The 22,475-nt window shown below is 65.3% G+C and carries 21 protein-coding genes and 1 tRNA gene; 19 read left to right on the forward strand and 3 right to left on the reverse strand.

Features of this window, described 5'->3' with window-relative positions; genetic code table 11:
- Nucleotides 1-119 precede the first annotated feature (119 nt).
- The gene (locus tag ACTIIH_RS07825; RefSeq protein WP_441451326.1) at nucleotides 120-1,205 is read left to right on the forward strand and encodes a sugar phosphate isomerase/epimerase family protein; all 1,086 of its coding nucleotides are present in this window, start codon (nucleotides 120-122) and stop codon (nucleotides 1,203-1,205) included.
- A 17-nt stretch (nucleotides 1,206-1,222) separates the two neighbouring features.
- Complete coding sequence (proC, locus tag ACTIIH_RS07830; protein WP_441451327.1) at nucleotides 1,223-2,059, forward strand: pyrroline-5-carboxylate reductase; 837 nt, start codon at nucleotides 1,223-1,225, stop codon at nucleotides 2,057-2,059.
- A 15-nt stretch (nucleotides 2,060-2,074) separates the two neighbouring features.
- Here the strand turns inward: proC and ACTIIH_RS07835 are convergent, their stop codons facing one another.
- Nucleotides 2,075-2,962 (reverse strand): LuxR C-terminal-related transcriptional regulator, encoded by an 888-nt coding sequence (locus ACTIIH_RS07835; RefSeq protein WP_441451328.1) that lies wholly within the window; start codon nucleotides 2,960-2,962, stop codon nucleotides 2,075-2,077.
- A 107-nt stretch (nucleotides 2,963-3,069) separates the two neighbouring features.
- Between ACTIIH_RS07835 and ACTIIH_RS07840 the strand changes: the two genes are divergently transcribed.
- From ACTIIH_RS07840 to ACTIIH_RS07855, 4 genes are all read left to right on the forward strand, one after another.
- Nucleotides 3,070-3,411, forward strand: a complete 342-nt coding sequence (locus tag ACTIIH_RS07840; protein WP_441090258.1) for a DUF485 domain-containing protein — start codon at nucleotides 3,070-3,072, stop codon at nucleotides 3,409-3,411.
- Nucleotides 3,408-5,060, forward strand: a complete 1,653-nt coding sequence (locus ACTIIH_RS07845) for a solute symporter family protein (RefSeq protein WP_441451329.1) — start codon at nucleotides 3,408-3,410, stop codon at nucleotides 5,058-5,060. Before ACTIIH_RS07840 ends, ACTIIH_RS07845 begins: the two co-directional genes overlap by 4 nt.
- Nucleotides 5,061-5,549: 489 nt before the next feature.
- Nucleotides 5,550-6,443, forward strand: a complete 894-nt coding sequence (locus ACTIIH_RS07850; protein WP_441451330.1) for a hypothetical protein — start codon at nucleotides 5,550-5,552, stop codon at nucleotides 6,441-6,443.
- Nucleotides 6,444-6,635: 192 nt separating this feature from the next.
- Nucleotides 6,636-6,706 (forward strand) — tRNA-Gly (locus ACTIIH_RS07855).
- 197 nt (nucleotides 6,707-6,903) lie between these two features.
- On the opposite strand, the gene ACTIIH_RS07860 is transcribed toward ACTIIH_RS07855, so the two are convergent.
- A complete protein-coding gene (locus ACTIIH_RS07860; RefSeq protein WP_173156329.1) occupies nucleotides 6,904-7,566 on the reverse strand; it encodes a potassium channel family protein in 663 nt (220 codons plus the stop codon).
- Nucleotides 7,559-8,977, reverse strand: coding sequence for a TrkH family potassium uptake protein (locus ACTIIH_RS07865; RefSeq protein ID WP_173156331.1), 1,419 nt, complete (start codon nucleotides 8,975-8,977; stop codon nucleotides 7,559-7,561). Before ACTIIH_RS07865 ends, ACTIIH_RS07860 begins: the two co-directional genes overlap by 8 nt.
- A gap of 58 nt (nucleotides 8,978-9,035) precedes the next feature.
- Here ACTIIH_RS07865 and ACTIIH_RS07870 point away from each other — a divergent pair, with 58 nt between their 5' ends.
- From ACTIIH_RS07870 to resB, 13 genes are all read left to right on the forward strand, one after another.
- Entirely contained in the window at nucleotides 9,036-10,232 is a 1,197-nt protein-coding gene (locus ACTIIH_RS07870) for an acetoin utilization protein AcuC (protein ID WP_173156333.1), read from the forward strand.
- 283 nt (nucleotides 10,233-10,515) lie between these two features.
- The gene (locus ACTIIH_RS07875) at nucleotides 10,516-10,614 is read left to right on the forward strand and encodes a 30S ribosomal protein bS22 (RefSeq protein ID WP_009882927.1); all 99 of its coding nucleotides are present in this window, start codon (nucleotides 10,516-10,518) and stop codon (nucleotides 10,612-10,614) included.
- A gap of 72 nt (nucleotides 10,615-10,686) precedes the next feature.
- Nucleotides 10,687-10,932 (forward strand): glutaredoxin family protein, encoded by a 246-nt coding sequence (locus ACTIIH_RS07880; protein ID WP_441090254.1) that lies wholly within the window; start codon nucleotides 10,687-10,689, stop codon nucleotides 10,930-10,932.
- A gap of 27 nt (nucleotides 10,933-10,959) precedes the next feature.
- Nucleotides 10,960-11,655 carry a redox-sensing transcriptional repressor Rex gene (locus ACTIIH_RS07885; RefSeq protein ID WP_441451331.1) on the forward strand — a complete coding sequence of 232 codons (696 nt, stop codon included), beginning with the start codon at nucleotides 10,960-10,962 and terminating at the stop codon, nucleotides 11,653-11,655.
- Nucleotides 11,652-14,129, forward strand: a complete 2,478-nt coding sequence (gene hemA / locus ACTIIH_RS07890) for a glutamyl-tRNA reductase (RefSeq protein WP_441451332.1) — start codon at nucleotides 11,652-11,654, stop codon at nucleotides 14,127-14,129. Before ACTIIH_RS07885 ends, hemA begins: the two co-directional genes overlap by 4 nt.
- Complete coding sequence (locus ACTIIH_RS07895; protein WP_441451333.1) at nucleotides 14,126-15,730, forward strand: uroporphyrinogen-III synthase; 1,605 nt, start codon at nucleotides 14,126-14,128, stop codon at nucleotides 15,728-15,730. The genes hemA and ACTIIH_RS07895 overlap by 4 nt, the downstream gene beginning before the upstream one ends.
- A 1-nt stretch (nucleotide 15,731) precedes the next feature.
- Nucleotides 15,732-16,760 carry a porphobilinogen synthase gene (gene hemB / locus ACTIIH_RS07900; protein ID WP_441451334.1) on the forward strand — a complete coding sequence of 343 codons (1,029 nt, stop codon included), beginning with the start codon at nucleotides 15,732-15,734 and terminating at the stop codon, nucleotides 16,758-16,760.
- Nucleotides 16,760-17,227, forward strand: a complete 468-nt coding sequence (locus tag ACTIIH_RS07905) for a MarR family winged helix-turn-helix transcriptional regulator (protein ID WP_101556061.1) — start codon at nucleotides 16,760-16,762, stop codon at nucleotides 17,225-17,227. The genes hemB and ACTIIH_RS07905 overlap by 1 nt, the downstream gene beginning before the upstream one ends.
- Before the next feature lie 69 nt (nucleotides 17,228-17,296).
- A complete protein-coding gene (gene hemL / locus ACTIIH_RS07910; RefSeq protein WP_441451335.1) occupies nucleotides 17,297-18,658 on the forward strand; it encodes a glutamate-1-semialdehyde 2,1-aminomutase in 1,362 nt (453 codons plus the stop codon).
- On the forward strand, nucleotides 18,655-19,296 hold the full coding sequence (locus ACTIIH_RS07915) for a histidine phosphatase family protein (protein ID WP_441451336.1): 642 nt from the start codon (nucleotides 18,655-18,657) through the stop codon (nucleotides 19,294-19,296). Before hemL ends, ACTIIH_RS07915 begins: the two co-directional genes overlap by 4 nt.
- Complete coding sequence (locus ACTIIH_RS07920) at nucleotides 19,293-19,892, forward strand: TlpA family protein disulfide reductase (protein WP_441451337.1); 600 nt, start codon at nucleotides 19,293-19,295, stop codon at nucleotides 19,890-19,892. The genes ACTIIH_RS07915 and ACTIIH_RS07920 overlap by 4 nt, the downstream gene beginning before the upstream one ends.
- Nucleotides 19,889-20,653, forward strand: coding sequence for a cytochrome c biogenesis CcdA family protein (locus ACTIIH_RS07925; protein ID WP_441090245.1), 765 nt, complete (start codon nucleotides 19,889-19,891; stop codon nucleotides 20,651-20,653). Before ACTIIH_RS07920 ends, ACTIIH_RS07925 begins: the two co-directional genes overlap by 4 nt.
- The gene (gene resB, locus ACTIIH_RS07930) at nucleotides 20,653-22,320 is read left to right on the forward strand and encodes a cytochrome c biogenesis protein ResB (RefSeq protein WP_441451338.1); all 1,668 of its coding nucleotides are present in this window, start codon (nucleotides 20,653-20,655) and stop codon (nucleotides 22,318-22,320) included. The genes ACTIIH_RS07925 and resB overlap by 1 nt, the downstream gene beginning before the upstream one ends.
- Nucleotides 22,321-22,475: the final 155 nt, after the last annotated feature.

The following is a 22,475-nucleotide window of genomic DNA, read 5'->3' on the forward strand; positions in this document are numbered from 1 at the left end:
GACACCGAAACCCTCTACGGCTGAATTACTACCCGACGGCGGCCCAGCAACCTGGCGCGAGGTTGCTGGGCCGCCGTCAGGTAGTTCTGGGGTGGGGGAGCCGCGTTAGACTGGAAGAGATGAGCACGAAGTCGAAGTCCCAGCGGAAGGTGTTGACCACCAAGAATTCCGCGCGCTCGAATTCGAAGCGCCACAGGGAGTACTTCGACAAACACGACATCTATGAGAAACACGCTCATCACGTCTCCGACAACCGGATCAGACTCGGCCTCTCCAGCTCCTCCGTCTCCCCCATGACCGTCGAGGAGACCTTCGCTCAAGCAGCCAAACACGGCTACGACGGGGTCGAGATCATGATCACCCACAATGCCGACACCCGCGATGTCGACCTCATCAACGGACTCGCCAGCGACACCGGTCTCGACGTCCTCTCCCTGCACGCCCCGACCCTGCTGTTCCTGCCCCGGGTGCTGCACAAAGACCATTGGGAGAAGCTGCGGATGACCGCGAACCTCGCCAAAGAGGTCCACGCCGACACCGTCGTCCTTCACCCGCCGTTCCGATGGCAGGGCGAATACGCCCTCGGCTTCGTCGACGGCGTCCGCCAAGTCGCCCACGAGACCGGAGTGAGACTGGCTGTGGAGAACATGTACCCCTGGCGTGCGGGCCTGCGCGAGATCCAGGTCTACTACCCCGACTGGAACCCCCTGGACGAGGACTACGACGACCTCACCTTCGACTTCTCCCACGCCTCCACCGCCGGCATGAACGCTCTGGAGACGGTGAGCGAGATCTTCGATCAGCTCCGCCATGTCCACCTCACCGACGGTGCCGGCTCCCTCAAGGACGAACACCTCGTTCCGGGCGAAGGCACGATGCCCGTCGCTGAGACCCTGCAGTACCTGGCCAAACACAATTGGCAGGGCGACGTCGTCGTCGAGGTCAACACCCGATTCGTGCGCAGACAGTCCGTCCGCGAGCAGATGCTCGCCGACTCCATCGCCTTCGCCCGCGAGCACCTCGGCCTCGAAGCTGATGCTCCCCGACGCAACACCCACAGCCACACCCGCACCACCGAGCACAAGCCCTCGCGTTCCGGCACATCCGGCGGCGAGAGCTGGCCCTGGGACCGATCACGACCGCCCGTCGAACCCTGCATCGGCACGCCCACACGCAGGAACACCCACCGACCACCCCACCCCTAACGAAAGGCTGGCGCACTTTGACCACCATCGCCTCCATCGGAACCGGCAACATGGGCACGGCCCTCATCCAGGGGATCCTCAGCGCCGACGCGGGCATCACCGTGCGCGCGACGACGAACTCGACCGCTTCGGCCCAGCGCCTCCGCCAGGATCTGCCGACCCCGGCGGTCACCTCGGTGGAGGACGATCCCGAGGCGAACCGCAGGGCGGTAGCCGGAGCCGATTTCGTCTTCCTCGGCGTAAAACCGTGGATGATGGCCGAGACCGTGCGCGAACTCGCCGACGACCTCGACCCGAACTCCGTGCTCGTGTCCATGGCCGCCGGCGTCGCCGCTGCGGACCTGGCGAAGCTCGCCCCCGAGAATCCGATCGTCCGGATCATGCCGAACACGCCGAGCGCCATCGGACACGGCGTCATCGCACTGGCCCCCTCCGCCGAGGTGACCGCCGCCAGCGTGGACACACTGACGTCCCTGCTGTCGGGAGCCGGCCTCGTCGTCGATCTCGACGAAGCCCAGATACCTGCCATGACCGGAATCTCCGGGTCCGGAGTCGCGTACTTCTTCCTTCTCGCCGAGGCCATGATCGCCGCCGGCGTCAAGCAGGGCCTCAGTGAGGACGTCGCTCGCCAGATGGTCGTGGCCACCGCCGACGGCGCCGGCCGACTCCTGACCGAGAAGCCCGATCCCGCCGCTCAGCGTCAGGCCGTGAGCAGCAAGGGCGGCACGACCCTGGCCGGTCTCCAGCAGTTCCTCGACTCCGGGATCTTCGATATCGCCGAGGCGGCCGCGCAGGCGGCGGCGGACCGTTCCGTGGAGATGGAACGGGAGAACTCCGAGGTCATCAGCGACTGAGCCGATTCTCCCCGCTCAGGGGAGGACGTGGGACGAGCGGGCAATCGACACGGCCTCATGCCGGGTCCGTGCCGAGAGCTTGACCATCGCCGTGTTGAGATAGGACTTCACCGTCGACTCGCGCAGCGACAGCGCCTCGGCGATGCGGGCATTCGGCCATCCCAGGGCGACGTGCGAAAGGATGTCGGTCTCCCTCGGCGACAGCCGCACCGCGGGCACCGGGGTTTGGAAGTTCTCCGGATTGTGCCCGGCGAGGATATCGGCCAGGCGCGCCTCGACGCCGGTGAGCTTCTCCCGGGTCTCCTCGTCGACGATGCCGGAGCGGATGGCTCGCAGCTCCGCATAGGTGTGCCGGAGAGCCTCGCGTCCCGAGGGGTCCAGATCCGGATAGAGCGGTTCCTCCTTGACCGGGCCAAGCGGCTGCTGCCGGTAGCCGAGTCGAGCGAGATCGACCGAGAGCTCTCGCACTCGCCTCACGAGGTCTCCTGTCTGCGGGGCGGCGGCGTCGTAGTCCGCGCGATGGCCGCAGTAGACCATGCCGGTGACCTCACCACCGTGGAGGGTGGGCACGGCGATGAGGACGCGGATGCCCTCACCGAGCACCTCCTCGTCGTAGTGATGGGTGATGAGCGGGTCGATCTCATAGTCGCGGGTCAGCTGCGGGGTGCCTTCGGTCATGGCCCGTCCGCCGAGACCGCGCCCGGTGCTGACGATGAGCGACGAGAGCAGGTCCTTGCCGGCGCCGGCGCCGGCGACGGCTTCGACCGCGACCGAACCCTCCTCGACCATGCCTCCGAAGACGACGTCGCCCGTGCCGCTCTCATGCAGGGAGTCGACGGCTTCGACGAATAGGCGACGGGTCTCGACCTTGAGTGCCCGTGTTTCCTTGGCATGCGCATTCATGTGAACAAGCTACCAACTTTCGGTGGTATTCCCCAGTGCATGCTGAACGTTACCTTGGGGTCATGTGATTCAGGACACTGATGTTCTGTCCATTCAAAGGAGAAAGAATGACTGACCCTGTCAACACCGGAGTTGACTTCCTCGCAGAGGAGGAGAGCCCGGAGTTCAAGGCGCTCAAGCGCAAACGATTCTCGGTGGTGATCCCGCTGTCGATCGCGTTCCTCGTCTGGTACTTCCTCTACGTGATCCTCAGCACCTACGCTCATGACTTCATGTCGACGAAGGTCGTGGGGGAGATCAATGTCGGGCTCGTCTTCGGGCTGCTGCAGTTCGTGACGACCTTCGCGATCACGATGTTCTACGTCTCGTTCGCCAATAAGAAGCTCGATCCTCCCGCGGAGGCGATCCGTGAACGACTGCTGGCCGAATCGGAAGGAACCCACTCATGAGCACTCTGGCAATCGGAGACTTCGTCGCCTCGGGAATCGACCTCCTCAGCGCAGCCACCACCGAGGTCGAGAACAACCCGGTCCTCAACATCACGATCTTCGCCGCATTCGTCGCGGTCACGATGTTCATCGTCCTGCGGGCCAGCCGCAACAACAAATCCGCTTCGGACTACTACGCCGGCGGCCGGTCGTTCACCGGACCGCAGAACGGCTTCGCCATCGCCGGTGACTACCTCTCAGCTGCGTCCTTCCTCGGCATCTGCGGTGCGATCGCCGTCAATGGCTACGACGGATTCCTCTACTCGATCGGCTTCCTCGTGGCCTGGCTCGTTGCTCTGCTCATCGTTGCCGAGCTCATGCGCAACACCGGCAAGTTCACCATGGCCGATGTGCTGTCGTTCCGGCTCAAGCAGCGTCCGGTGCGCATGGCCGCAGCACTGTCGACTCTGGCGGTCTGCCTCTTCTACCTCCTCGCCCAGATGGCCGGAGCAGGCGGTCTCGTCTCCCTGCTCATGGGCATCGACGGCAAGGTCGGTCAGTCGCTCGTCATCGCCGTCGTCGGTGCGCTGATGATCATCTACGTCCTCGTCGGCGGAATGAAGGGCACCACCTGGGTGCAGATCGTCAAAGCGGTCCTGCTCATCGCCGGTGCCTTCGCCATGACCGTCTGGGTGCTCGCCCTCAACGGCTTCAATCTCTCCACGCTGCTGGCCTCGGCAGTGGAGAACGCGGCCGGCGGCGTCGGTGAGGCGGTGCTCGAGCCGGGACTGAAGTACGGCGAGAATCCTCTCGACTTCATCTCTCTGGCATTGGCCCTCGTGCTCGGAACCGCCGGTCTGCCACACGTCCTCATGCGCTTCTACACGGTTCCCACTGCGAAGGAGGCGCGCCGTTCCGTGGTGTGGGCGATCTGGCTCATCGGCGCGTTCTACCTCTTCACTCTTGTCCTCGGCTACGGTGCCGCCGCGCTCGTCGGTGCAGACGCGATCAACAATGCTCCCGGCGGAGTGAATTCGGCGGCACCGCTGCTCGCGCTCCACCTCGGCGGGCCCATCCTCATGGGCTTCATCTCCGCGGTCGCGTTCGCCACGATCCTCGCGGTGGTGGCGGGTCTGGCCATCACGGCGGCGGCCTCGTTCGCCCACGACATCTACGCCAACGTCATCAAGAAGGGCAAGGTCGAGGACTCCGATGCGGAGGTCAAGATCGCCCGTCGCACGGTCGTCGTCATCGGTGCGGTCGCGATCATCGGCGGCATCGGAGTTCAGGGGCAGAACATCGCATTCCTTGTGGCGCTGGCCTTCGCCGTCGCCGCCAGCGCGAACCTGCCCACGATCGTGTACTCGCTGTTCTGGAAGCGCTTCACCACTCGCGGTGCGGTGTGGTCGATCTACGGCGGCCTGATCTCGGCGATGGTGCTCATTGCCTTCTCGCCGGTCGTCTCCGGTTCCGAGACCGCAATGATCCCTGGTGCCGACTTCGCGATCTTCCCGCTGTCCAACCCGGGAATCATCTCGATTCCGCTCGGATTCATCCTCGGCTGGATCGCGTCGATCACCGACCGGACCGTCGAGAGCCCCGAGCTTGCCGCGGAGATGGACGTCCGTGCCCACACCGGGTTCGGCGCCGAGGAGGCCGTCGAGCACTGACCCCGTCCGCCAGCCGCGTGTTCGAAGTGCAGGCGACCCGATTCCGATCAGGACGCATGCACTTCGAACACGCGGTTGTGGATACCGCAGCGTTGTGGCTGTGTCGTGACCGCCTCGGCGCACGCACCGTTGCGCTGAGAATTCGGCTTCGATCGGGTACCACGCAGGATTGGAGGCGTCGACGACTCGAGCACCGTGGACTGTTGACAACCTGCGGACTCCGACGTCTCATGGGTGTGGATGCCGAGGGCGAGTCCACAGACGGTTGAGGAGGCCTTGTCAGAGTCTCATACGCAGCGACAGTCTTGCCGCATGTACAACGTGGTCCGCACCAGTGAACTCAGGGCGCGTGGGGTGCAGAGCAGATGCATCCGTGACGCTATAGACTGCTGCCTTTTGGCACTCACTCAAGGGATGTATTCGGTCATCGCCCGCTGTTCGAATCCAAGACATAGTGCGATAGCGGGGTTCATCACGGACGAAGCGTGGATGAGGAGAGTCGTCGAGCAGACCGACCCGGAGTCGGGGAGACCGCGCTTCGAACTCCTCGACATGTTCGAGAAGCTGCGGGTGGCTTCGTACCCGCACTACCGAGTCGACGACGTGATCTGGGGAGTCTCCGCCGCATTCGTCCATGACCTTCCGCTGCATCGACCGCCTCGGGGGAAGGTCTTCATCGCCCATCCGACGAGGCGGCACAGCAGTGCCGATGTGTCGAGGACCTCCAAGGCCATTCCTGTTCAGGACGTCGTCCGCATCGGCAAGATGGCGCTCACCTCGCCCATTCGCACCGCATTCGACATCATCGGCCAACTCGGTGAACCGGAGGGCTTCGCCGCGCTGGAGTCGTGTCTGCGCAGATCGGTATTCGGTTCCGACGCAGGAGCGGACGCAGCGGCTAGGTTCGGTTACCCACCGGACACGCTGGCATTGTCCGAGCGCCGAATCGCCGAGGACTTCCTGCCCGTGCTGGGCCGACTCTCAAAAGGCCAGGCGAGAGCGCAGCGCTTGCTGTCGGCGATCGGTCCGCTGTCGGAGAGCTACGGGGAGAGTCACTTCGCGTACAACCTCCCACAGTTGAGGCTGACCGGGTTCAGTCAGCAGGCCAGGATCTGGGATGGGCGCGCAGTCATCGCTCGTGTGGACTTTCTGCACAGAGAATCGCGGACGATCGTTCTCGTCGACGGCTTCTCCAAATATGCCGACAACGGAGTTCGGCTGATGCGCAAAGAGGTTCGTCAGTACAACCGGTTGCTGGAGCTGGGCTACCGAATTGTTCGTCTCAACTTCACCGAGGTGACTCACCTTGAAGAATGCGCAACCAAACTCTTCGGGCAGGCACCGCACCTGAGGAAGTTCATTGCCCCACGAGTGCGTTCCTGAGCTCGCACCCAACCACGGCACCAACTGCTTGAAAGTGCAGATGCCCTGATCGAAGTCACTGCTTTCACACTTTGAAGCCGGGACTGTCGGATGCACCTCGTGGCAGACGCTGTAGACTGGTCCGAGTCGCTGACCACGGCATGATCGCACCGAGTTCTGCCCGGGCGAACACTTCCGATTCGGTGGCGACGCGCGGGCGTAGCTTAATGGTAAAGCTTCGGCTTCCCAAGCCGATGACGCGGGTTCGATTCCCGTCGCCCGCTCTCACGCCGCGCAGTCACACCTCCTGTGCCAGCGTTCCGAGACCCATGATGCGCGGCGATCGCTTCACGTGGGGTGTGCCACTGCGGTGTTGTCGGACCTGACCGGTGCACCAACTGCTTCGAAATGCAGATGCCCTGATCGAAGTCACTGCTTTCACACTTTGAACCCGCGGATACCTCTGGCACCGCCCCGCAGTCTACGGACGCCCGGCGAACCGACCCAGCAGCTCGACGTGCCCGGCGACGATGAGCAGGTCCTGTTTGCCCACCCGCGTCGTCGGCTCGGCGTAGGTGAAGTCGCGGCCAGGACTCTTGATGCCGACGATCGTCACACCGTACTTGTCGCGGACACCGGACTCGCTGAGGGTGAAGCCCTGGATCTCCCGAGGCGGACGCATCTTCACCACGGCGAAATGGCCCTCGTCGAACTCGATGTACTCCATCATCCGCGAACTGACCAGGTGAGCGACGCGGCGGCCGGCATCCGACTCCGGATAGAGCACATGGTGGGCGCCGATGCGGTGGAGGATCTTGCCGTGCGACGGCGAGATCGCCTTCGCCCACACCTGCGTCACGCCCAGGTCGACGAGGTTGGCCGTGGTCAGCACACTGTCCTCGATCGAGGTTCCGATGCCGACGACGGCGGTCGAGAAGTCACCGGCACCCACCTGGCGCAGAGCGTCGATGTTCGTCGAGTCGGCCTCGACGACGTGCGTGAGTTTGCCGCTCCAGTCCTTGACGAGTTCGGGATTGTGCTCGATGGCCATCACCTCGCGACCGAGTTTGGCCAGAGTCGCCGCAGTCGAGGACCCGAAGCGTCCCAGTCCGATGACCAGGATTGAGGTGTGTTCGTTAGCCAACGACCGGCCTTTCTTCGGGGTAGCGGTAGAGACGGGCGGAGTCCTGCATAGACAGCGCTGCCGCAAGTGTAATCGTACCGAGTCGACCGATGAGCATGATCACCGACAGAACATAGAGTCCCGAGTCCGGCGAGGTCGCCGACACCCCGGAGCTCAGCCCGACGGTGCCGAAGGCGGAGATCACCTCGAACAGCACCTGATCGAGCGGTTCCGCACTGATCTGCAGCATCATCAGGGTGCCGATGAAGACGATCATCGCACCGGTGAGCAGAACTGAGATCGACAGTTTGATCGTCGACGACGTCAGCCGCCGACCGAACACGTGCACGTCCTGCTGACCCCTGGCCTCGGCATACGCAGCGAGGACGAGCACGGCCACCGTCGTCACCTTGATTCCGCCGGCCGTCGATGAAGATCCGCCGCCGATGAACATCATGAGGTCCATGAGCAGATGCGACGCCTGGCTCATGTCCGCGACCTCCATCGTCGCGAAGCCGCCGGACCGGGGCATGACCGCCATGAACAGCACTTCGAGGAAGGTGTGACCGGCGTTCTTGTCGCCGAGCGTCGCCGGGTTCGCCGACTCGAACAGCGCCAACAGCAGCAGCCCGATGGCCAGGACCGTTGTCGTGGTCGTCAGCGTCAGCTTCGTATGCAGATCCCAGCGGCTCGGCCGATTCCAGAACATCGTGACCATAAGCACGACGGGAAAGCCCAGCGACCCGACGAACACGCCGACCATGATCAGCGACAGGATCCATGGATCGGAGGCGAAGTACGCCGCCCCGCCTTCGTGGATGGTGAAACCGGCGTTGTTGAAGGCCGAGATCGAGTAGAACACCGAGTACCAGATCGAGTCGCCGAGCGATTCCCCGCGGATGAGGAACCGTGGGAACAGCAGCACCGCGAGGATCGATTCGGCGGTGAAGATGGTGATGACCACGGCCTTGAGCAGCGAGCCGACCTGACCCAGATTGAGCGCCGAGGTGGCCTGCTGAGCGATCAGTCGCTGCCGGACTCCCAGCCTCCTGGAGACAGCCATGCCCAGCACCGAGGCGAGGGTGAGGATTCCGAGACCACCGACCTGGATGCCGGCGGTGATGACCGAGATCCCGAAGTCTGACCAGTACTCCTCCGTGACGACCGGGGTCAGCCCGGTCACGCACACGGCGGAGACCGCCACGAACACCGAGTTCGCGATGTGTGTGGCCTGGTCGACTGAACCGGGGTCGCGCACGCTCGCCGGCAGCATCAGCAGGATCGCGAACGCCACGACGACGGCGACGAAAGACCCGATCGCCAGTTGTGCCGGTGAGGCCACGGCGAGGTCGTCGACGAAGTCACGGACCCACCGGCCCGGATTCAGCAGCCAATCGAAGCGCGGCGAGGAATTCTTGGACACAATCACCATGGTAGAGCCGGTGGCCCGGAATCGGCGCAAGTGAGCTGCGCCATATATCATGGTGGGCATGGCCGAAAATGATGTGTATGTCGTTTGGGACGACGAGGTGACCGGTTACAACTTCGGTCCCAGCCACCCCATGCACCCTCTCAGGCTCGACCTGACAGCGAAGCTCGCCGAGGACTTCGGGCTCTTCGACGCGGACAACGTCCACGTCAATCCCATCGGCGAGATCGATGAGGCCAAGCTCGCCCGCCTCCACGACCCCGACTACATCGCCGCCGTCAAACAGGCCGGCACCGCTGAGGGCCTCGATGAGCAGGATGCGAACAGGTTCGGAATCGGCACCGAGGATGTTCCCGGGTTCGAGAATATGCACACCGCCTCGGCGCTGCTGTTCCAAGGCAGCGTCAACGCCGCGAACGCTATCATCTCCGGTGACTATCGCCGGGCGGTGAATTTCTGCGGCGGAATGCACCACGCGATGCCGGGCAAGGCCAGCGGGTTCTGCGTCTACAACGACGCGGCCGGAGCGATCACCGAATTCCTCGAAGCCGGATACGAGCGCATCGTCTATCTCGATATCGACGCCCACCATGGTGACGGTGTCGAGACGTTCTTCTGGGACGACCCTCGAGTGCTCACGATTTCGATCCACGAATCGGGGAAGTTCCTCTTCCCCGGCACCGGGTACCCCGCCGATATCGGGGGACTCAAGGCGGCCGCCTCGGCGGTGAATATCGCGCTGCCCCCGCGCACGGGCGACGCGGACTGGCTGCGCGCCTTCGACGCCACCGTCCCGCAGATCGTCGCCGCCTTCGAACCCCAGGTCATCGTCTCCCAGCACGGCTGCGACGGTCACCGGGAGGACCCGCTGACCCATATGCGCCTGAGCGTCGACGCCATGCGCACCGCTGCCGAACGCATCCGCGATCTCGCCGTCGACCACGCCGACGGGCGGTGGCTGTCGGTCGGGGGAGGGGGATACGCGATCATCGACGTGGTGCCCCGCGCCTGGACGAATCTACTGGCGGTCGCCGCCGGACTCGATATCGATCCCGGAGCACGGATCCCCGGACGCTGGGCCTCCTACGCCCAGACGAAGACCGGAAGGGAGGCGCCGCTGTCGATGACCGACGGATTCGACGGAGCCTTCGAACCCTGGTCGAAGGGGTTCGACCCGGAAGCCGAACTCGACCGTGCCGTGATGGGCACTCGGAAGAACACCTTCCCCTTCTTCGCCCTCGACCCCTACTTCGACTGAGCCCCGTCGCCCGACGACCGCTCGGTCGGAGCCGATCCCGGCACGGTCGCAGCCGAGCTCTGCACGGTCGGAGCCGACCCCGGCGGAACCGGACCCGGCCCTGCCGGGCACTCCGCCCGAACCGAACCCGATCCCCGGGCCCGCGCGGATCGCCCGGCGCGGCCGTTGTGGATCTGGACACAGTTTTGGGAAAGCAGGCGGCCAAGCGATAGAATTGCACGGTTAGTTCAATGGGTGGGCACCTGAAGTTCACCCTCCACCGACAAGCACAAGGGGTACCCGAGTGGGCTCAGTCATCAAGAAGCGCCGCAAGCGTATGTCGAAGAAGAAGCACCGCAAGCAGCTTCGCAAGACACGTCACCAGCGTCGCAACAAGAAGTAAGACCCGACGGTCCTACGCCCCCGCTCGAGTGATTTCTCGGCGGGGTTTGTTGCACCCGATGAGGAGTGAGCCATGGTCGACCTGACCTTTCTCACACGTGTCGACTGCCATCTGTGCGCTGACGCGTTCCAGACCGTCACCGAGGTGGCCGCGGGCAGAGATGTGACCGTGACGGAGATCGACATCGACACCGATGATGATCTGGCCGCACAGTACGGCTGGGATGTTCCAGTCGTTCTCCTCAACGGGCGACAACACAGTTTTCATCGAGTCGACAAGGATCGGCTGTCCAAGGCGCTCGACGCCTTGGGCGCATGAGATCGATTGAAGGAGTGAGGCGGATTCGTGGGCGAGATTCTGTCCGCCAACAGGATTGAGGGTGTCGTTCGCAAGGACGTCCCCGAGCGCGTGATATCCCGGCTCCCGATCTATCTGCAGACCGTCGAGACGATTGCCGCCACCGGCCAGGGCACAATTTCGTCGGAGGACCTCGCCGCGCGCAGCGGTGTGTCCCCGTCGATTCTGCGCAAGGACCTCTCCCAGCTGGGGCGATCGGGAACCCGCGGGGTCGGCTATTCCTGTCCGGAGCTGGCCGCGACCCTGCGGACGTTCCTCGGCCTCGACCGCGACCGGCGCGTCGCCATCATCGGCGCCGGACGCCTCGGTTCGGCGCTGGCCGACTATGCCGGATTCCGACGCCGCGGTCTGCGGCTGACCGGCGTGTTCGACATCGACGAGGAGAAGATCGGCACCTCCATCGGTGCCCTGACCGTCTCCTCCCTGGATGACCTGCCCGCCTGGTCCGAGCACATCGACCTGGTGGTCATGGCCGTCCCCGCAGCCGCGGCATCCGCGGCGGCCCAGAAGGCCGTCGAAGCAGGTGTGCGCGGCATTCTCAATTTCTCACCCACCGTGCTCGACGCACCGGATACCGTCCGTGTCCATCAAGTCGACTTGGCCAGTGAGCTGCAAGTACTCGCATACTATTCGGCGCTGGACACGGCACCGCTCAACCCTGGTTTTGAGGAGCACAGGAATTGACTCTCTTGGTTCTCGGCATTTCACATCAGTCGGCTCCGATCGACATGCTCGATCGCATGGCCTTCGGCGCCGGTGAGGTCGGCACTCTGCGCCGCGACGCCCTGGCCGGAGAGAATGTCGAAGGACTCGCGGTGCTCTCGACGTGCAATCGTCTCGAACTCATCGCCGATGTCTCCGCCTTCCACGGGGGACTGGCCGACCTCGGCAATGCACTCGTGTCCTCGATCGACAAAGAGTGGTCTGATATCGCCGGGCACTTCTATGCGCACTACGACCATCAGGCCATGGAGCACCTGCTCAAGGTATCCTGCGGGCTCGACTCCATGGCCATCGGCGAAGCTCAGATCCTCGGTCAGCTGCGCTCGTCGTTCACGGAATCGCAGTCGGACAAGGCACTGACGTCCGAACTCTCCCAAGCGCTGCAGCAGGCGCTGCGGGTCGGCAAGCGCGCCCACTCGGAGACCGATCTCGGTGATGTCGCCCGGTCCCTGTTCGGTGCCGGCCTCGAAGCAACGGCCGCGCATATCGGCTCCCTGCGTGCCGCCAATGCCCTGGTCATCGGCGCCGGAGCCATGTCGGGCCTCGTGGTGTCCGGACTGCACAAGGAAGGCGTCGCCCACATCACCGTGCTCAACCGCACCCTCGACAAGGCCGAACGCCTCGTCGCCGAGGTGGGCGGACGAGCGCGCGAACTCACCCCGCGGATCATGGCCGAAGAGATCGCCGACGCCGACCTCATCGTCTCCTGCACCGGTGCTCGCGGAGTCGTGGTCAGCCGTGACGACATCGTCGCAGGGCTCTCACAGAACCCCAAGGGCGCCGCCAACAAGGCCTTCATCGACCTCGCTCTGCCGCACGACATCGACCCCAGCGTCCGCGAGTTCGAACATGTCGCCCTCTTCGGCCTCGGCGAGATACGCGAACTGCTGCGCGGGTCCGACAAGGAACGCGACGCGAAGGTCGTGAGCACCGTCGAAGAGGTGCGCTCCATCATCGCCGCCGAGCTGGAGAACATCGCCACCGGCAACAAGGAGCGCTCGGTCGCACCGACCGTGACCGCTCTGCGCTCCCATGCCAAAGATGTGCTCGCCTCCGAGACCCAGCGACTGGAGAAGAAGCTCGGTGACTCCGTCGACGACAAGGCCTTCGCAGAGATCCGAAAATCCCTGCATCGGGTGGCGGAGAAGCTCATCCACACCCCGACCGTGAAGGTCAAGGAACTCGCCGTGACCGAATCCGAGGTCGACTACGCCCAAGCGCTCATGCAGCTCTTCGACCTGCCGGTCAATAAGGTCGCCCACGCCAAGACCACGCCCGAGACGAAGGTCGCGACGGCCGCCAGCGCCCACCACGTCGAGGCCGACGGCATCCGCCCGGTCGCCGATCACACCCTCGACATCGTCGAACCCGAACACTTCACCGGCCGCACCGTGCGTCTGGGCACCCGCCGGTCACAGCTGGCTCGGTCCCAGTCCACGGCGATCGCGCACCAGATCGCGGCTCTGACCGGCTGGCGCGTCGAGATCGTCGAGGTCGTCACCGAGGGCGATGTCAACATGTCGCCCCTGGCCGGTTTCGGCGGCACCGGAGTCTTCGTCTCCGCCGTCCGACAGGCCCTCCACCAGGGCAAGATCGATCTGGCCGTGCACTCGCTCAAGGACCTGCCCACCACCCCCGAGGCGGGGATCCAGATGGCAGCCATCCCGCCGCGCGTCGACCCGGCCGATGTCCTCATCGGCCGCGACGGGCTGAGCCTGAACGACCTGCCCTCCGGGTCCGTCATCGGCACTGGTTCGCCGCGTCGTGCCGTTCAGCTGCGTGCCGCACGTCCCGATATCGAGGTCCGCGGAGTGCGCGGAAACGTCGACACCCGCATCGCCCATGTCCGCGACGGCCGTCTCGACGCAGTCGTCCTCGCCGCCGCCGGAGTGCGGCGCATCGGGCGCCTGGCCGAAGCCACCGATTCGCTCAACTTCGATGTCATGCTCCCGGCCCCGGGCCAGGGAGCCCTGGCGATCGAGACGCGCAGCGCCGACAGCGCCTTCGCCACCACCGCGGAGATCCTCGGCGAGGACGCCGAGGTGCGGGCCGCTCTGCGTCGGATCCACGACCAGACCACCGACCTCGCCGTGACCTGTGAACGGGCGATCCTCTCCCGCGCCGAAGCCGGCTGCTCGGCTCCCATCGGCGCGCTGGCGAAGATCCAAGGCACCGAATTCATCGTCGACGCCGTCATGGCCGATGATGACGGCAAGCTCGCCCGTACCCGTCAGAGCGCCGAACTGCCTGCTCTCCTCGACGTCGACTGGAGCACCGCCGGCGATCAGCAGCTGTCGGTGACCGCGAAGGAACTCGCCCGTATCGCCGACGAACTCGGCACCGCAGCGGCCGAGGATCTTCTGGGACGCCTCGGCATCGACCCGGCACTCAGCGCCCAACACCTCACCCCCGTCAAGGCTCAGGAGCAGGGATGAACAGCGAACCGACAACGGGCCAGGTGCAGCCGCGCCGACTCCTGCCGGCAGCCCCACGAGTCGTCTTCATCGGCAGCGGACCCGGCGAATCGGGTCTGATGACGATGCGCGGCGCCGAAATCCTCGCCACCGCCGAAACCGTCGTCTACGATGCCGACGTCCACTCCGAGATCGTCACCGCCTATGTGCCGCAGGCCGCCACGCTCATCGATGCCGCCGACCTCGGAGTCGCCGCTTCGACCCGCGGTCGGCGGATGGCCGAACTCGCCCGTCCGGACAAGACCGTGGTGCGGCTGAGCTCGGACGACGGAATCATCTTCACCACCACGACTGCGGAAGCCGGAGTCTGCCGCAGGGAACAGGTCGAGGTCGAGATCGTGCCCGGAGTCGGACTCTCCGCCTCCACGGCGGCCTTCACCGGTACCGCGCTGACGACCAACCGCGTCCGGTCGGTGCGCTTCATCGAAGCCGGACCGCAGACCCATGTCGACGTCTCCCGCCACAGGAACACGACCCATGTGCTCACCGGCAGCGCAGCCGCCCACGAACAGGCCATCGAAGCCCTGCTCGCGGACGGCTGGGACGAGGACACGAAGGTTCTCCTCGGGTGGGGGATCTCCACCATCGAGCAGACGAGCGTGGAGACGACTTTGCAGCAGGCGCTGTCCATGGCGCAGACAGGTTCGGATCGTATGGTGGTGATCATGGGGCAGGGAGTGGAATCCAGAGGAGAGCTCAGCTGGTTCGAATCCAAACCGCTGTTCGGCTGGCAGGTGCTCATCCCGCGGACGAAGGAACAGGGCACCTCCACGGCAGAGGCTCTGGCCGAACTCGGCGCCGTCGGCACCGTCGTGCCGACGATTGCCGTTCAGCCGCCGCGCACACCGACCCAGATGGAGAAGGCGATCCGAGGCCTTGTCGACGGATCCTACGAATGGGTCGGATTCACTTCGGTCAACGCCGTGCGTGCTGTGCGTATGTGGTTCGAAGACTTCGGACTAGACTCCCGTTCGATGGCCGGCGTGAAGGTCGCCGCCGTGGGCGGTCGCACCGCGGCAGCGCTGGTCGACTGGGGGATCACTCCCGACCTCGTCCCCGACGGTGAGCACTCCGCACGTGGGCTGGCCGCGGCCTGGCCGGACTTCGTCGATGATATCGACCCGATGAACACGGTTCTCCTGCCTCGTGCCGATATCGCCACCGAGGTGCTTGTGGCCGGGCTGCTGGAGAAGGGGTGGGACCCCGACGACGTCACCGCTTACCGCACGGTCCGCGCCTCTCCGCCGCCGGCTCCGATCCGCGATTCGATCAAGGCCGGCGACTTCGACGCCTTCCTGTTCACCTCCTCATCGACGGTGCGCAACCTCGTCGGCATCGCCGGCAAGCCGGCCCCCACCTCGGTGATCTGCTGCATCGGCCCGGCGACGGCGAACACCGCGGCCGAACACGGGCTGCGCGTCGACGTCCTCGCCGAGGAAGCCAACCTCACCTCGCTTATCGACGGTCTCGTCGAATTCGCACTCACCCAGCGCGCCGACGACGTGGAAGCCGGGATCTCCCCGCAGCGTCCGAGTCAGAAGCGCCGCAGAAGGAAGGCATGACATGTCATTGGTTCCCGGAACAGTCCGTCCCCGCCGACTGCGGTCGACCCCGGCCCTGCGCCGGCTCGTCTCCGAGGTGCGCCTCCACCCAACCGAGCTCATCCTGCCGATGTTCGTCAAGGAGGGGCTGAGCGAACCTCTGCCGCTGAGCGGCATGCCCGGAGTCGTCCAGCACACGCTGGACTCCCTGCTCGAGGCCGCCCGCGAAGCGGTGGCGGCCGGCGTCGGCGGACTCATGCTCTTCGGCATCCCCGAACACAAGGACGAGGTCGGCTCACAGGCCGACGACCCCGGCGGCATCCTCAACCGGGCGCTGTCGCTGCTGGCCGCCGAACTCGGCGATGACACCGTGATCATGGCGGACCTGTGCCTCGACGAATTCACCTCCCACGGTCACTGCGGAGTCCTCGATCGGGACGGGGGAGTCGACAACGACGCCACCCTCGACCGCTACGCCTCGATGGCGCTGGCCCAGGCCCGCGCCGGGGCCGAGGTGCTCGGGCTGTCGGGCATGATGGACGGTCAGGTCGCCTACTGCCGTGAGGCACTCGACGCCGCCGGATTCACCGACACTGTCGTCATGGGCTACACCGCGAAATACGCCTCCGCCTTCTACGGTCCCTTCCGCGAAGCCGTCGATTCCGAGCTCAAGGGCGACCGTAAGACCTACCAGCAGGATCCCGCGAACGGTCGCGAAGCGCTGCGCGAACTCGGCCTCGACCTCGCCGAAGGCGCCGACATCGTCATGGTCAAGCCGGGGCTGCCGTATCTCGATGTGCTCGTCGAGGTGGCTCAGGAGTCCATAGTGCCAGTGTGGACCTACCAGGTGTCCGGAGAGTACGCGATGATCGAATTCGCGGCCGCCGCCGGAGCCATCGACCGGGAGAAGGCGATCGAGGAATCTCTCATCGCCTTCAAACGTGCCGGATCCGATGCGATCCTCACCTACTGGGCCACCGAGGTCGCCCAGCGCCTCCAGGTGGAGGCCGCCGGCCACATGTCCGACCGCGACGCCCGCGGAGGCCGGTGATGACCGAGCCTCGCTGGCTCTCGGCGGTCGACCAGAGAGCCTGGCGCAGCTACCTCAACGGCTCTCAGCTGCTCAGCACACAGCTGGACAAGGAGCTGCGTGAGAAGCACGGCATCGGCCTGCCCGAATACGAAATCCTCGTACGTCTGTCCGAACACGACGACCGGACGATGCGAATGGCGCTGCTCGCCACCGACACGACCATGTCCCGATCCCGGCTGACCCACTGCGTCGCCCGAATGGAGAAGCGCGGACTGCTCGAGCGTTCCGCCATCCCCGAGGATGGCCGTGGGGTCAACTGCGTGATGACCGAGGCCGGATGGCAGCTGCTGCGGGCCGCGGCACCCGATCACGTCGCCGGAGTCCGCAGCCACCTCGTCGATCTTCTCGACCCCGAGGAGATGGAGACCCTGGGGCGGATCTTCACCAAAGTCTTCGACCATATGACAGACATCGACGGCTCCTGAACCGTCCCCACGCATAACTGAGAACGTTCCCGGGACGAAACCCCAACCGCCAAGAATCAGAGGAGAACCATGACGACAGCAGAGACGAACGGTCACACCACCGATCGGTCCGCCGCCCTCTTCACCCGCGCCGAGGCGGTCATCCCCGGCGGAGTGAACTCCCCGGTCCGCGCGTTCAAGGCCGTCGGCGGCACCCCCCGTTTCATCACCGAGGCGACCGGTGCGTGGCTGCGCGACGCCGACGGCAACGACTACATCGACCTCATCGGGTCCTGGGGCCCGATGATCATGGGCCACTCTCGCCCCGAGGTCGTCGCCGCCGTCCAAGAAGCCGCCGTCAAGGGATTCTCCTTCGGCACGCCTTCGACCGGTGAGGTCGAACTCGCCGAGGAGATCGTTCGCCGCGTCGATCCCGTCGACCAGGTCCGTCTCGTGTCCTCGGGCACCGAGGCCACCATGTCGGCGATCCGTCTGGCCCGCGGTTACACGGGACGGTCCAAGGTCGTGAAGTTCGCCGGCTGCTACCACGGTCACGTCGACTCGCTGCTGGCCCAGGCCGGCTCCGGACTGGCCACGTTCTCTCTGCCCGACACCCCCGGAGTCACCGGCGCCCAGGCACAGGACACGATCGTCGTCGACTACAACGACGCCGCCGGTCTCGAAGCCGTATTCGCCGAACACGGGGCGGACATCGCCTGCGTCATCACCGAGGCCAGCCCCGGCAATATGGGCGTCGTGCCTCCCCGCGACGGTTTCACGAACACCATCCGCCGGCTGACCAAGGAACACGGTGCGCTGATGATCAGCGACGAAGTGATGACCGGTTTCCGCGTCTCCGCCGCCGGTTGGTACGGCTATGAGTCCGAGACTCTCGGCTACCCAGAGGGCCCGGCCGACCTGTTCACCTTCGGCAAGGTCATGGGCGGCGGCTTCCCGGCAGCGGCCTTCGGCGGTCGCGCCGAGATCATGGCCCACCTCGCCCCTTCCGGCCCCGTCTACCAGGCTGGAACGCTCTCGGGCAATCCGGTGGCCACCGCTGCCGGACTGGCCACGCTCACGCTGACGACCGAACTCGACGTGTACTCGCACATCGGTCGTGCCGCGGATATTCTGCGCCCGGCCGTCGCTGCCAGCCTGGAAGCCGAGGGCGTCGCCCACGTCATCCAGTCCGCGAACTCGATGTTCTCCGTGTTCTTCACCGACACCGCTGTGACGAACTACGAGCAGGCACGGGCGCAGAACGTCGGCCGCTACACTGCCTTCTTCAACGCCATGCTCGATCAGGGCATCCATATGCCCCCGAGCGCGTTCGAAGCCTGGTTCCTGTCCTACGCCCACACCGATGAGATCCTCGACCGGATCATCAGCGCCCTGCCGGCGGCGGCCAAGGCTGCGGCCGCGGTTCCCGAGGCCGGGAAGGCGCAGTCATGACCACCATCCACCTCGTCCGCCACGGCGAAGTCGACAACCCCGAGGGCATCCTCTACGGACGTCTGCCCCATTTCGGTCTCACCGAGCGCGGACACGAGATGGCTGTGCGCGTGGCCGAGCACTTCCATGCCGCCCCCACTCGTCCCGTCGAACTCGTCGCCTCCCCGCTGCTGCGGGCCCAGCAGACGATTCGTCCGCTGTCGAAGTCCCTCGACCTGCCGGTGTTCGACGACGATCGGGTCATCGAGGCGGCGAACTCCTTCGAGGGGCAGAAGCTCAATGCCCGCAGGCTCGCCGAACCGAAGAACCTGGTGCGCCTCTACAACCCGCTCATCCCGTCCTGGGGAGAGCCGTACAAGCAGATCGTGCTGCGGATGCGGGCGGCGATGGCGAGTCTGCGTGCCAAACTCGACCTCCGTGGTCCCGATGCCGAGGGCGTCATCGTCTCCCACCAGCTTCCGATCTGGATGACCCGCCTGTCGGGGGAGGGACGTTCGCTCGTCCACGACCCGCGCAGACGTGAGTGTGACCTGGCTTCTATCACCAGTTTCACATTCGATTCCTCCACACTGGTGTCCGTGAGTTACGAGAGCATCTGTGCGGATCTGCAGCCGGGCACCGCGGTGGCGGGAGCATGAGTCTCGGTCGCCATCCCCTCAACCGGCGGGCCCTCTTCACCTCGGCGCTCGCCGCCGGCACGGCTCTGGCGCTCAGCGCCTGCAGCGAGAACGATGAGCTGGCCGATCAGGCCGGATCCGACCAGGGTTACGTCTCCGGTTCGGGTGTTGTCTCGCAGGTGGCGGTCGAGGATCGGGGGAATCCTCTTGAACTGAGCTTCGAGACCCTCGACGGCGAGTCGATGTCGCTGGCAGATCTGCGCCCGACTCCGGTCGTCGTCAACCTCTGGTACGCGGCGTGCCCGCCGTGCCGGAAGGAAGCCCCGGACCTGAAATCGGTGTCCGAGGAGTTCGGGGACAAGGCCCAGTTCATCGGCGTCAACGTCCGCGACCAAGCGGCCGCGGCCAACGCGTTCATTCAGAACTACCAGGTGCCGTACCCGAATATGCTCGATTCGAACGGTGAGATGGTCTCCCTGCTCTCCGGCGTCCTGCCTCCGCAGGCCACCCCCTCGACGGTTGTCCTCGATGCGCAGGGTCGGGCGGCAGCCAGAGTCGTCGGCGAGGTCGACTCGTCGACTCTCAAGGGACTCATCGAGGACGTGCTGTCCGAGTGAGTGGACTCGGGGCGGACTTCGCCCAGACCGTCCTCTCCGGACCGCTGTTGCTGGCTGCCGGCGCGGCGGCCCTGGCCGGACTCGTCTCGTTCGTCTCTCCGTGCGTGCTGCCCCTGGTACCCGGCTATGTCGGGTATGTCACGGGGCTGTCCGGATCCTCGCTGAAGGACAAGCAGACGTGGCGAGTGGTCGTGGGCATCAGCCTGTTCGTCCTCGGCTTCACAGTCGTCTTCGTGCTGTTGGGAACCAGCTTCTCCGCGCTCGGAGCGGTGTTCTCCCAGTGGCAGTCGATCATCCTCCGCGTCCTCGGCGTCATCGTCATCTTTGCCGGTTTCGTGTTCATGGGCGGATTCGGACTGCTGCAGAACGAACGTCGCATCCGTGCCAGACCGAAGGCCGGGCTCTGGGGTGCACCGGTGCTCGGAGCGACCTTCGCTCTCGGCTGGGCGCCGTGTGTGGGTCCGACCCTGTCTGCTGTTCTGAGCATGTCGGTGAGTTTCGGCGGCGACGGGATGATCTGGCGCGGAGCGCTGCTGGCCTTCGTCTACTGCCTGGGTCTGGGCATCCCGTTCATCCTCCTGGCGCTGGCGATCCACAAGGGCGCCGGACGACTCGTTTGGGTGCGGAGGCATCAGACCGCGATCGTGCGCGCCGGGGGCATCATGCTCATCATACTCGGTGTGCTCATGGCCAGCGGCGTATGGAACATGTGGATGACCTCTCTGCAAGGTCTCATCAATGGATTCGAAGTGGTGATCTAGTGGCGGGCTCTACCGACGGCTCGGAGAAGACGCAGTCGACATCGGGTGCGAAGACGACGGCGAAGCAGGGGGACAAGCCTGCCGTGAAGTCGACCGTGACGCAGCCGCAGCTCGGGTTCCTCGGCATGTGCCGGTGGGCCTGGACCCAGCTGACGACGATGCGTGTGGCACTGATCCTCCTGCTCATCCTCGCGCTCGCCGCGATCCCCGGATCCCTGCTGCCGCAGCGGATCCAGGACCCGGGCCGGGTGAACACCTTCCTGGAGAACAACGGTGCCTGGGGACAGTTCCTCGATACGATCCAGATGTTCGACGTCTACTCGTCTGTCTGGTTCTCCGCGATCTACCTGCTGCTGATGATCTCCCTCGTCGGCTGCATCATCCCGCGGACGAAGCAGCACTGGAAGGCAATGCGCTCGTCGCCGCCCAAAGCACCGAGGCGGCTGTCCAGGATGCCCGGATACGCCACCTTCACCTCGGCGCAGGCAGACGCAGAGACCCGCGAGGATGCGGATGAGGCGTTCCTCGACGCGGCGGAGGCCCGGCTGAAGAAGTCCGGGTACCGCATCAACCGGCAGTCCGATCACATCGCCGCCGAACGCGGCTATCTCCGAGAGACCGGCAACCTCGTCTTCCACATCGCGCTGCTCATGGCGACCCTGACGATGGCGATCGGATCGCTGTTCGGCTATGAAGGTCAGCGCATCCTCGTCGAGGGTGAGACGTTCTCGAATTCGCTGGTCTCCTACGATTCCTTCGAACCCGGCTCCTACTACGATGCCGACAATCTGCCGGATTTCAGGCTCAAGCTCGATTCCTTCACCTCCACCTTCGACGATCAGGCGGCGGGCAACCAATTCGGTCAGCCGCGCACGTTCGATGCGAAGGTGACGACGACGGCGGACGGGACGACCGAATCGCACGTCCTCAAGGTCAACGAACCGGTGCGCGTGGGCGGCGTCGGCGTCTACCTCACCGGCAACGGCTACGCACCCGAGGTGACCGTGCGAGATGCGAAGGGCGATATCGTCCAGTCCGGTCCGCAGGTGTTCATCCCGGACGGCGGAGACCCCGGATACACCTCCGAAGGCGTCATCAAGGTCCCGGACTCGGCCGGCACGCAGATGGGATTCGTCGGCGTGTTCCTGCCCACGGCCGCACAGAATGAGGACGGGGAGCTGATCTCGAGCTTCGCCGAGCTGCGCAACCCCTACCTCGTGATGAGCGGGTACACCGGCGACCTCGGCCTCGATTCCGGAGTGCCGCAGTCCGTGTACACCCTCGACGCGGACAACATGACGGAGATGACCGACGAGTCGGGCAACCCGCTCGTCATCCAGCTCGCCGAGGGGGAGACGCAGAACCTGCCGAACGGCGGTTCGGTGACCTTCGACGGAGTCAAGAAGTACATCGCTGTCGACATCTCCCAGGATCCGACACAGGCGCTCATGCTCATCAGCGCGATCCTCGTCCTGGCTGGGCTCGGCCTGTCCCTGTTCATTCCCCGCCGCCGCGTCTGGGTGCGGATCAAGAACGGCGATGCCGAGGTGGCCGCCCTGGCCCGCGGTGAGGATCCGATGGTCGAGCGTGCCGTCGACGACCTGGTCAAACATCTGCGCGATCCGGGACCCGATGAGAGTGAGCACGGTGACGACGATGAAAAATGAACCCGAAGTACTACGCGGAGTAGAATAGCCGCGGAGTGCGCGTCGCGGGTGGCTTCGTCACGGAGTCGGCAGCGCGCGCACCGACATATGGTCAGACAGAGAGTCTGGCAGCAGCAACCTGCGACAGAAGAGCACTTCAGCGGTGCGGAGGATGA

The sequence above is a fragment of the Brevibacterium sp. genome, from assembly GCF_052105255.1.
Classification (GTDB): Bacteria; Actinomycetota; Actinomycetes; order Actinomycetales; family Brevibacteriaceae; genus Brevibacterium; species Brevibacterium linens_B.

What these genes read in the sequence shown, in the direction of transcription:
- ACTIIH_RS07825 (WP_441451326.1), top strand. Translation starts at nt 120, where the DNA reads ATGAGCACGAAGTCGAAGTCCCAGCGGAAGGTGTTGACCACCAAGAAT.
- ACTIIH_RS07835 (WP_441451328.1), bottom strand. Translation starts at nt 2,962, where the DNA reads ATGAATGCGCATGCCAAGGAAACACGGGCACTCAAGGTCGAGACCCGT.
- ACTIIH_RS07840 (WP_441090258.1), top strand. Translation starts at nt 3,070, where the DNA reads ATGACTGACCCTGTCAACACCGGAGTTGACTTCCTCGCAGAGGAGGAG.
- ACTIIH_RS07845 (WP_441451329.1), top strand. Translation starts at nt 3,408, where the DNA reads ATGAGCACTCTGGCAATCGGAGACTTCGTCGCCTCGGGAATCGACCTC.
- ACTIIH_RS07850 (WP_441451330.1), top strand. Translation starts at nt 5,550, where the DNA reads ATGAGGAGAGTCGTCGAGCAGACCGACCCGGAGTCGGGGAGACCGCGC.
- ACTIIH_RS07865 (WP_173156331.1), bottom strand. Translation starts at nt 8,977, where the DNA reads ATGGTGATTGTGTCCAAGAATTCCTCGCCGCGCTTCGATTGGCTGCTG.
- ACTIIH_RS07870 (WP_173156333.1), top strand. Translation starts at nt 9,036, where the DNA reads ATGGCCGAAAATGATGTGTATGTCGTTTGGGACGACGAGGTGACCGGT.
- ACTIIH_RS07880 (WP_441090254.1), top strand. Translation starts at nt 10,687, where the DNA reads ATGGTCGACCTGACCTTTCTCACACGTGTCGACTGCCATCTGTGCGCT.
- ACTIIH_RS07895 (WP_441451333.1), top strand. Translation starts at nt 14,126, where the DNA reads ATGAACAGCGAACCGACAACGGGCCAGGTGCAGCCGCGCCGACTCCTG.
- hemB (WP_441451334.1), top strand. Translation starts at nt 15,732, where the DNA reads ATGTCATTGGTTCCCGGAACAGTCCGTCCCCGCCGACTGCGGTCGACC.
- ACTIIH_RS07905 (WP_101556061.1), top strand. Translation starts at nt 16,760, where the DNA reads ATGACCGAGCCTCGCTGGCTCTCGGCGGTCGACCAGAGAGCCTGGCGC.
- hemL (WP_441451335.1), top strand. Translation starts at nt 17,297, where the DNA reads ATGACGACAGCAGAGACGAACGGTCACACCACCGATCGGTCCGCCGCC.
- ACTIIH_RS07915 (WP_441451336.1), top strand. Translation starts at nt 18,655, where the DNA reads ATGACCACCATCCACCTCGTCCGCCACGGCGAAGTCGACAACCCCGAG.
- ACTIIH_RS07920 (WP_441451337.1), top strand. Translation starts at nt 19,293, where the DNA reads ATGAGTCTCGGTCGCCATCCCCTCAACCGGCGGGCCCTCTTCACCTCG.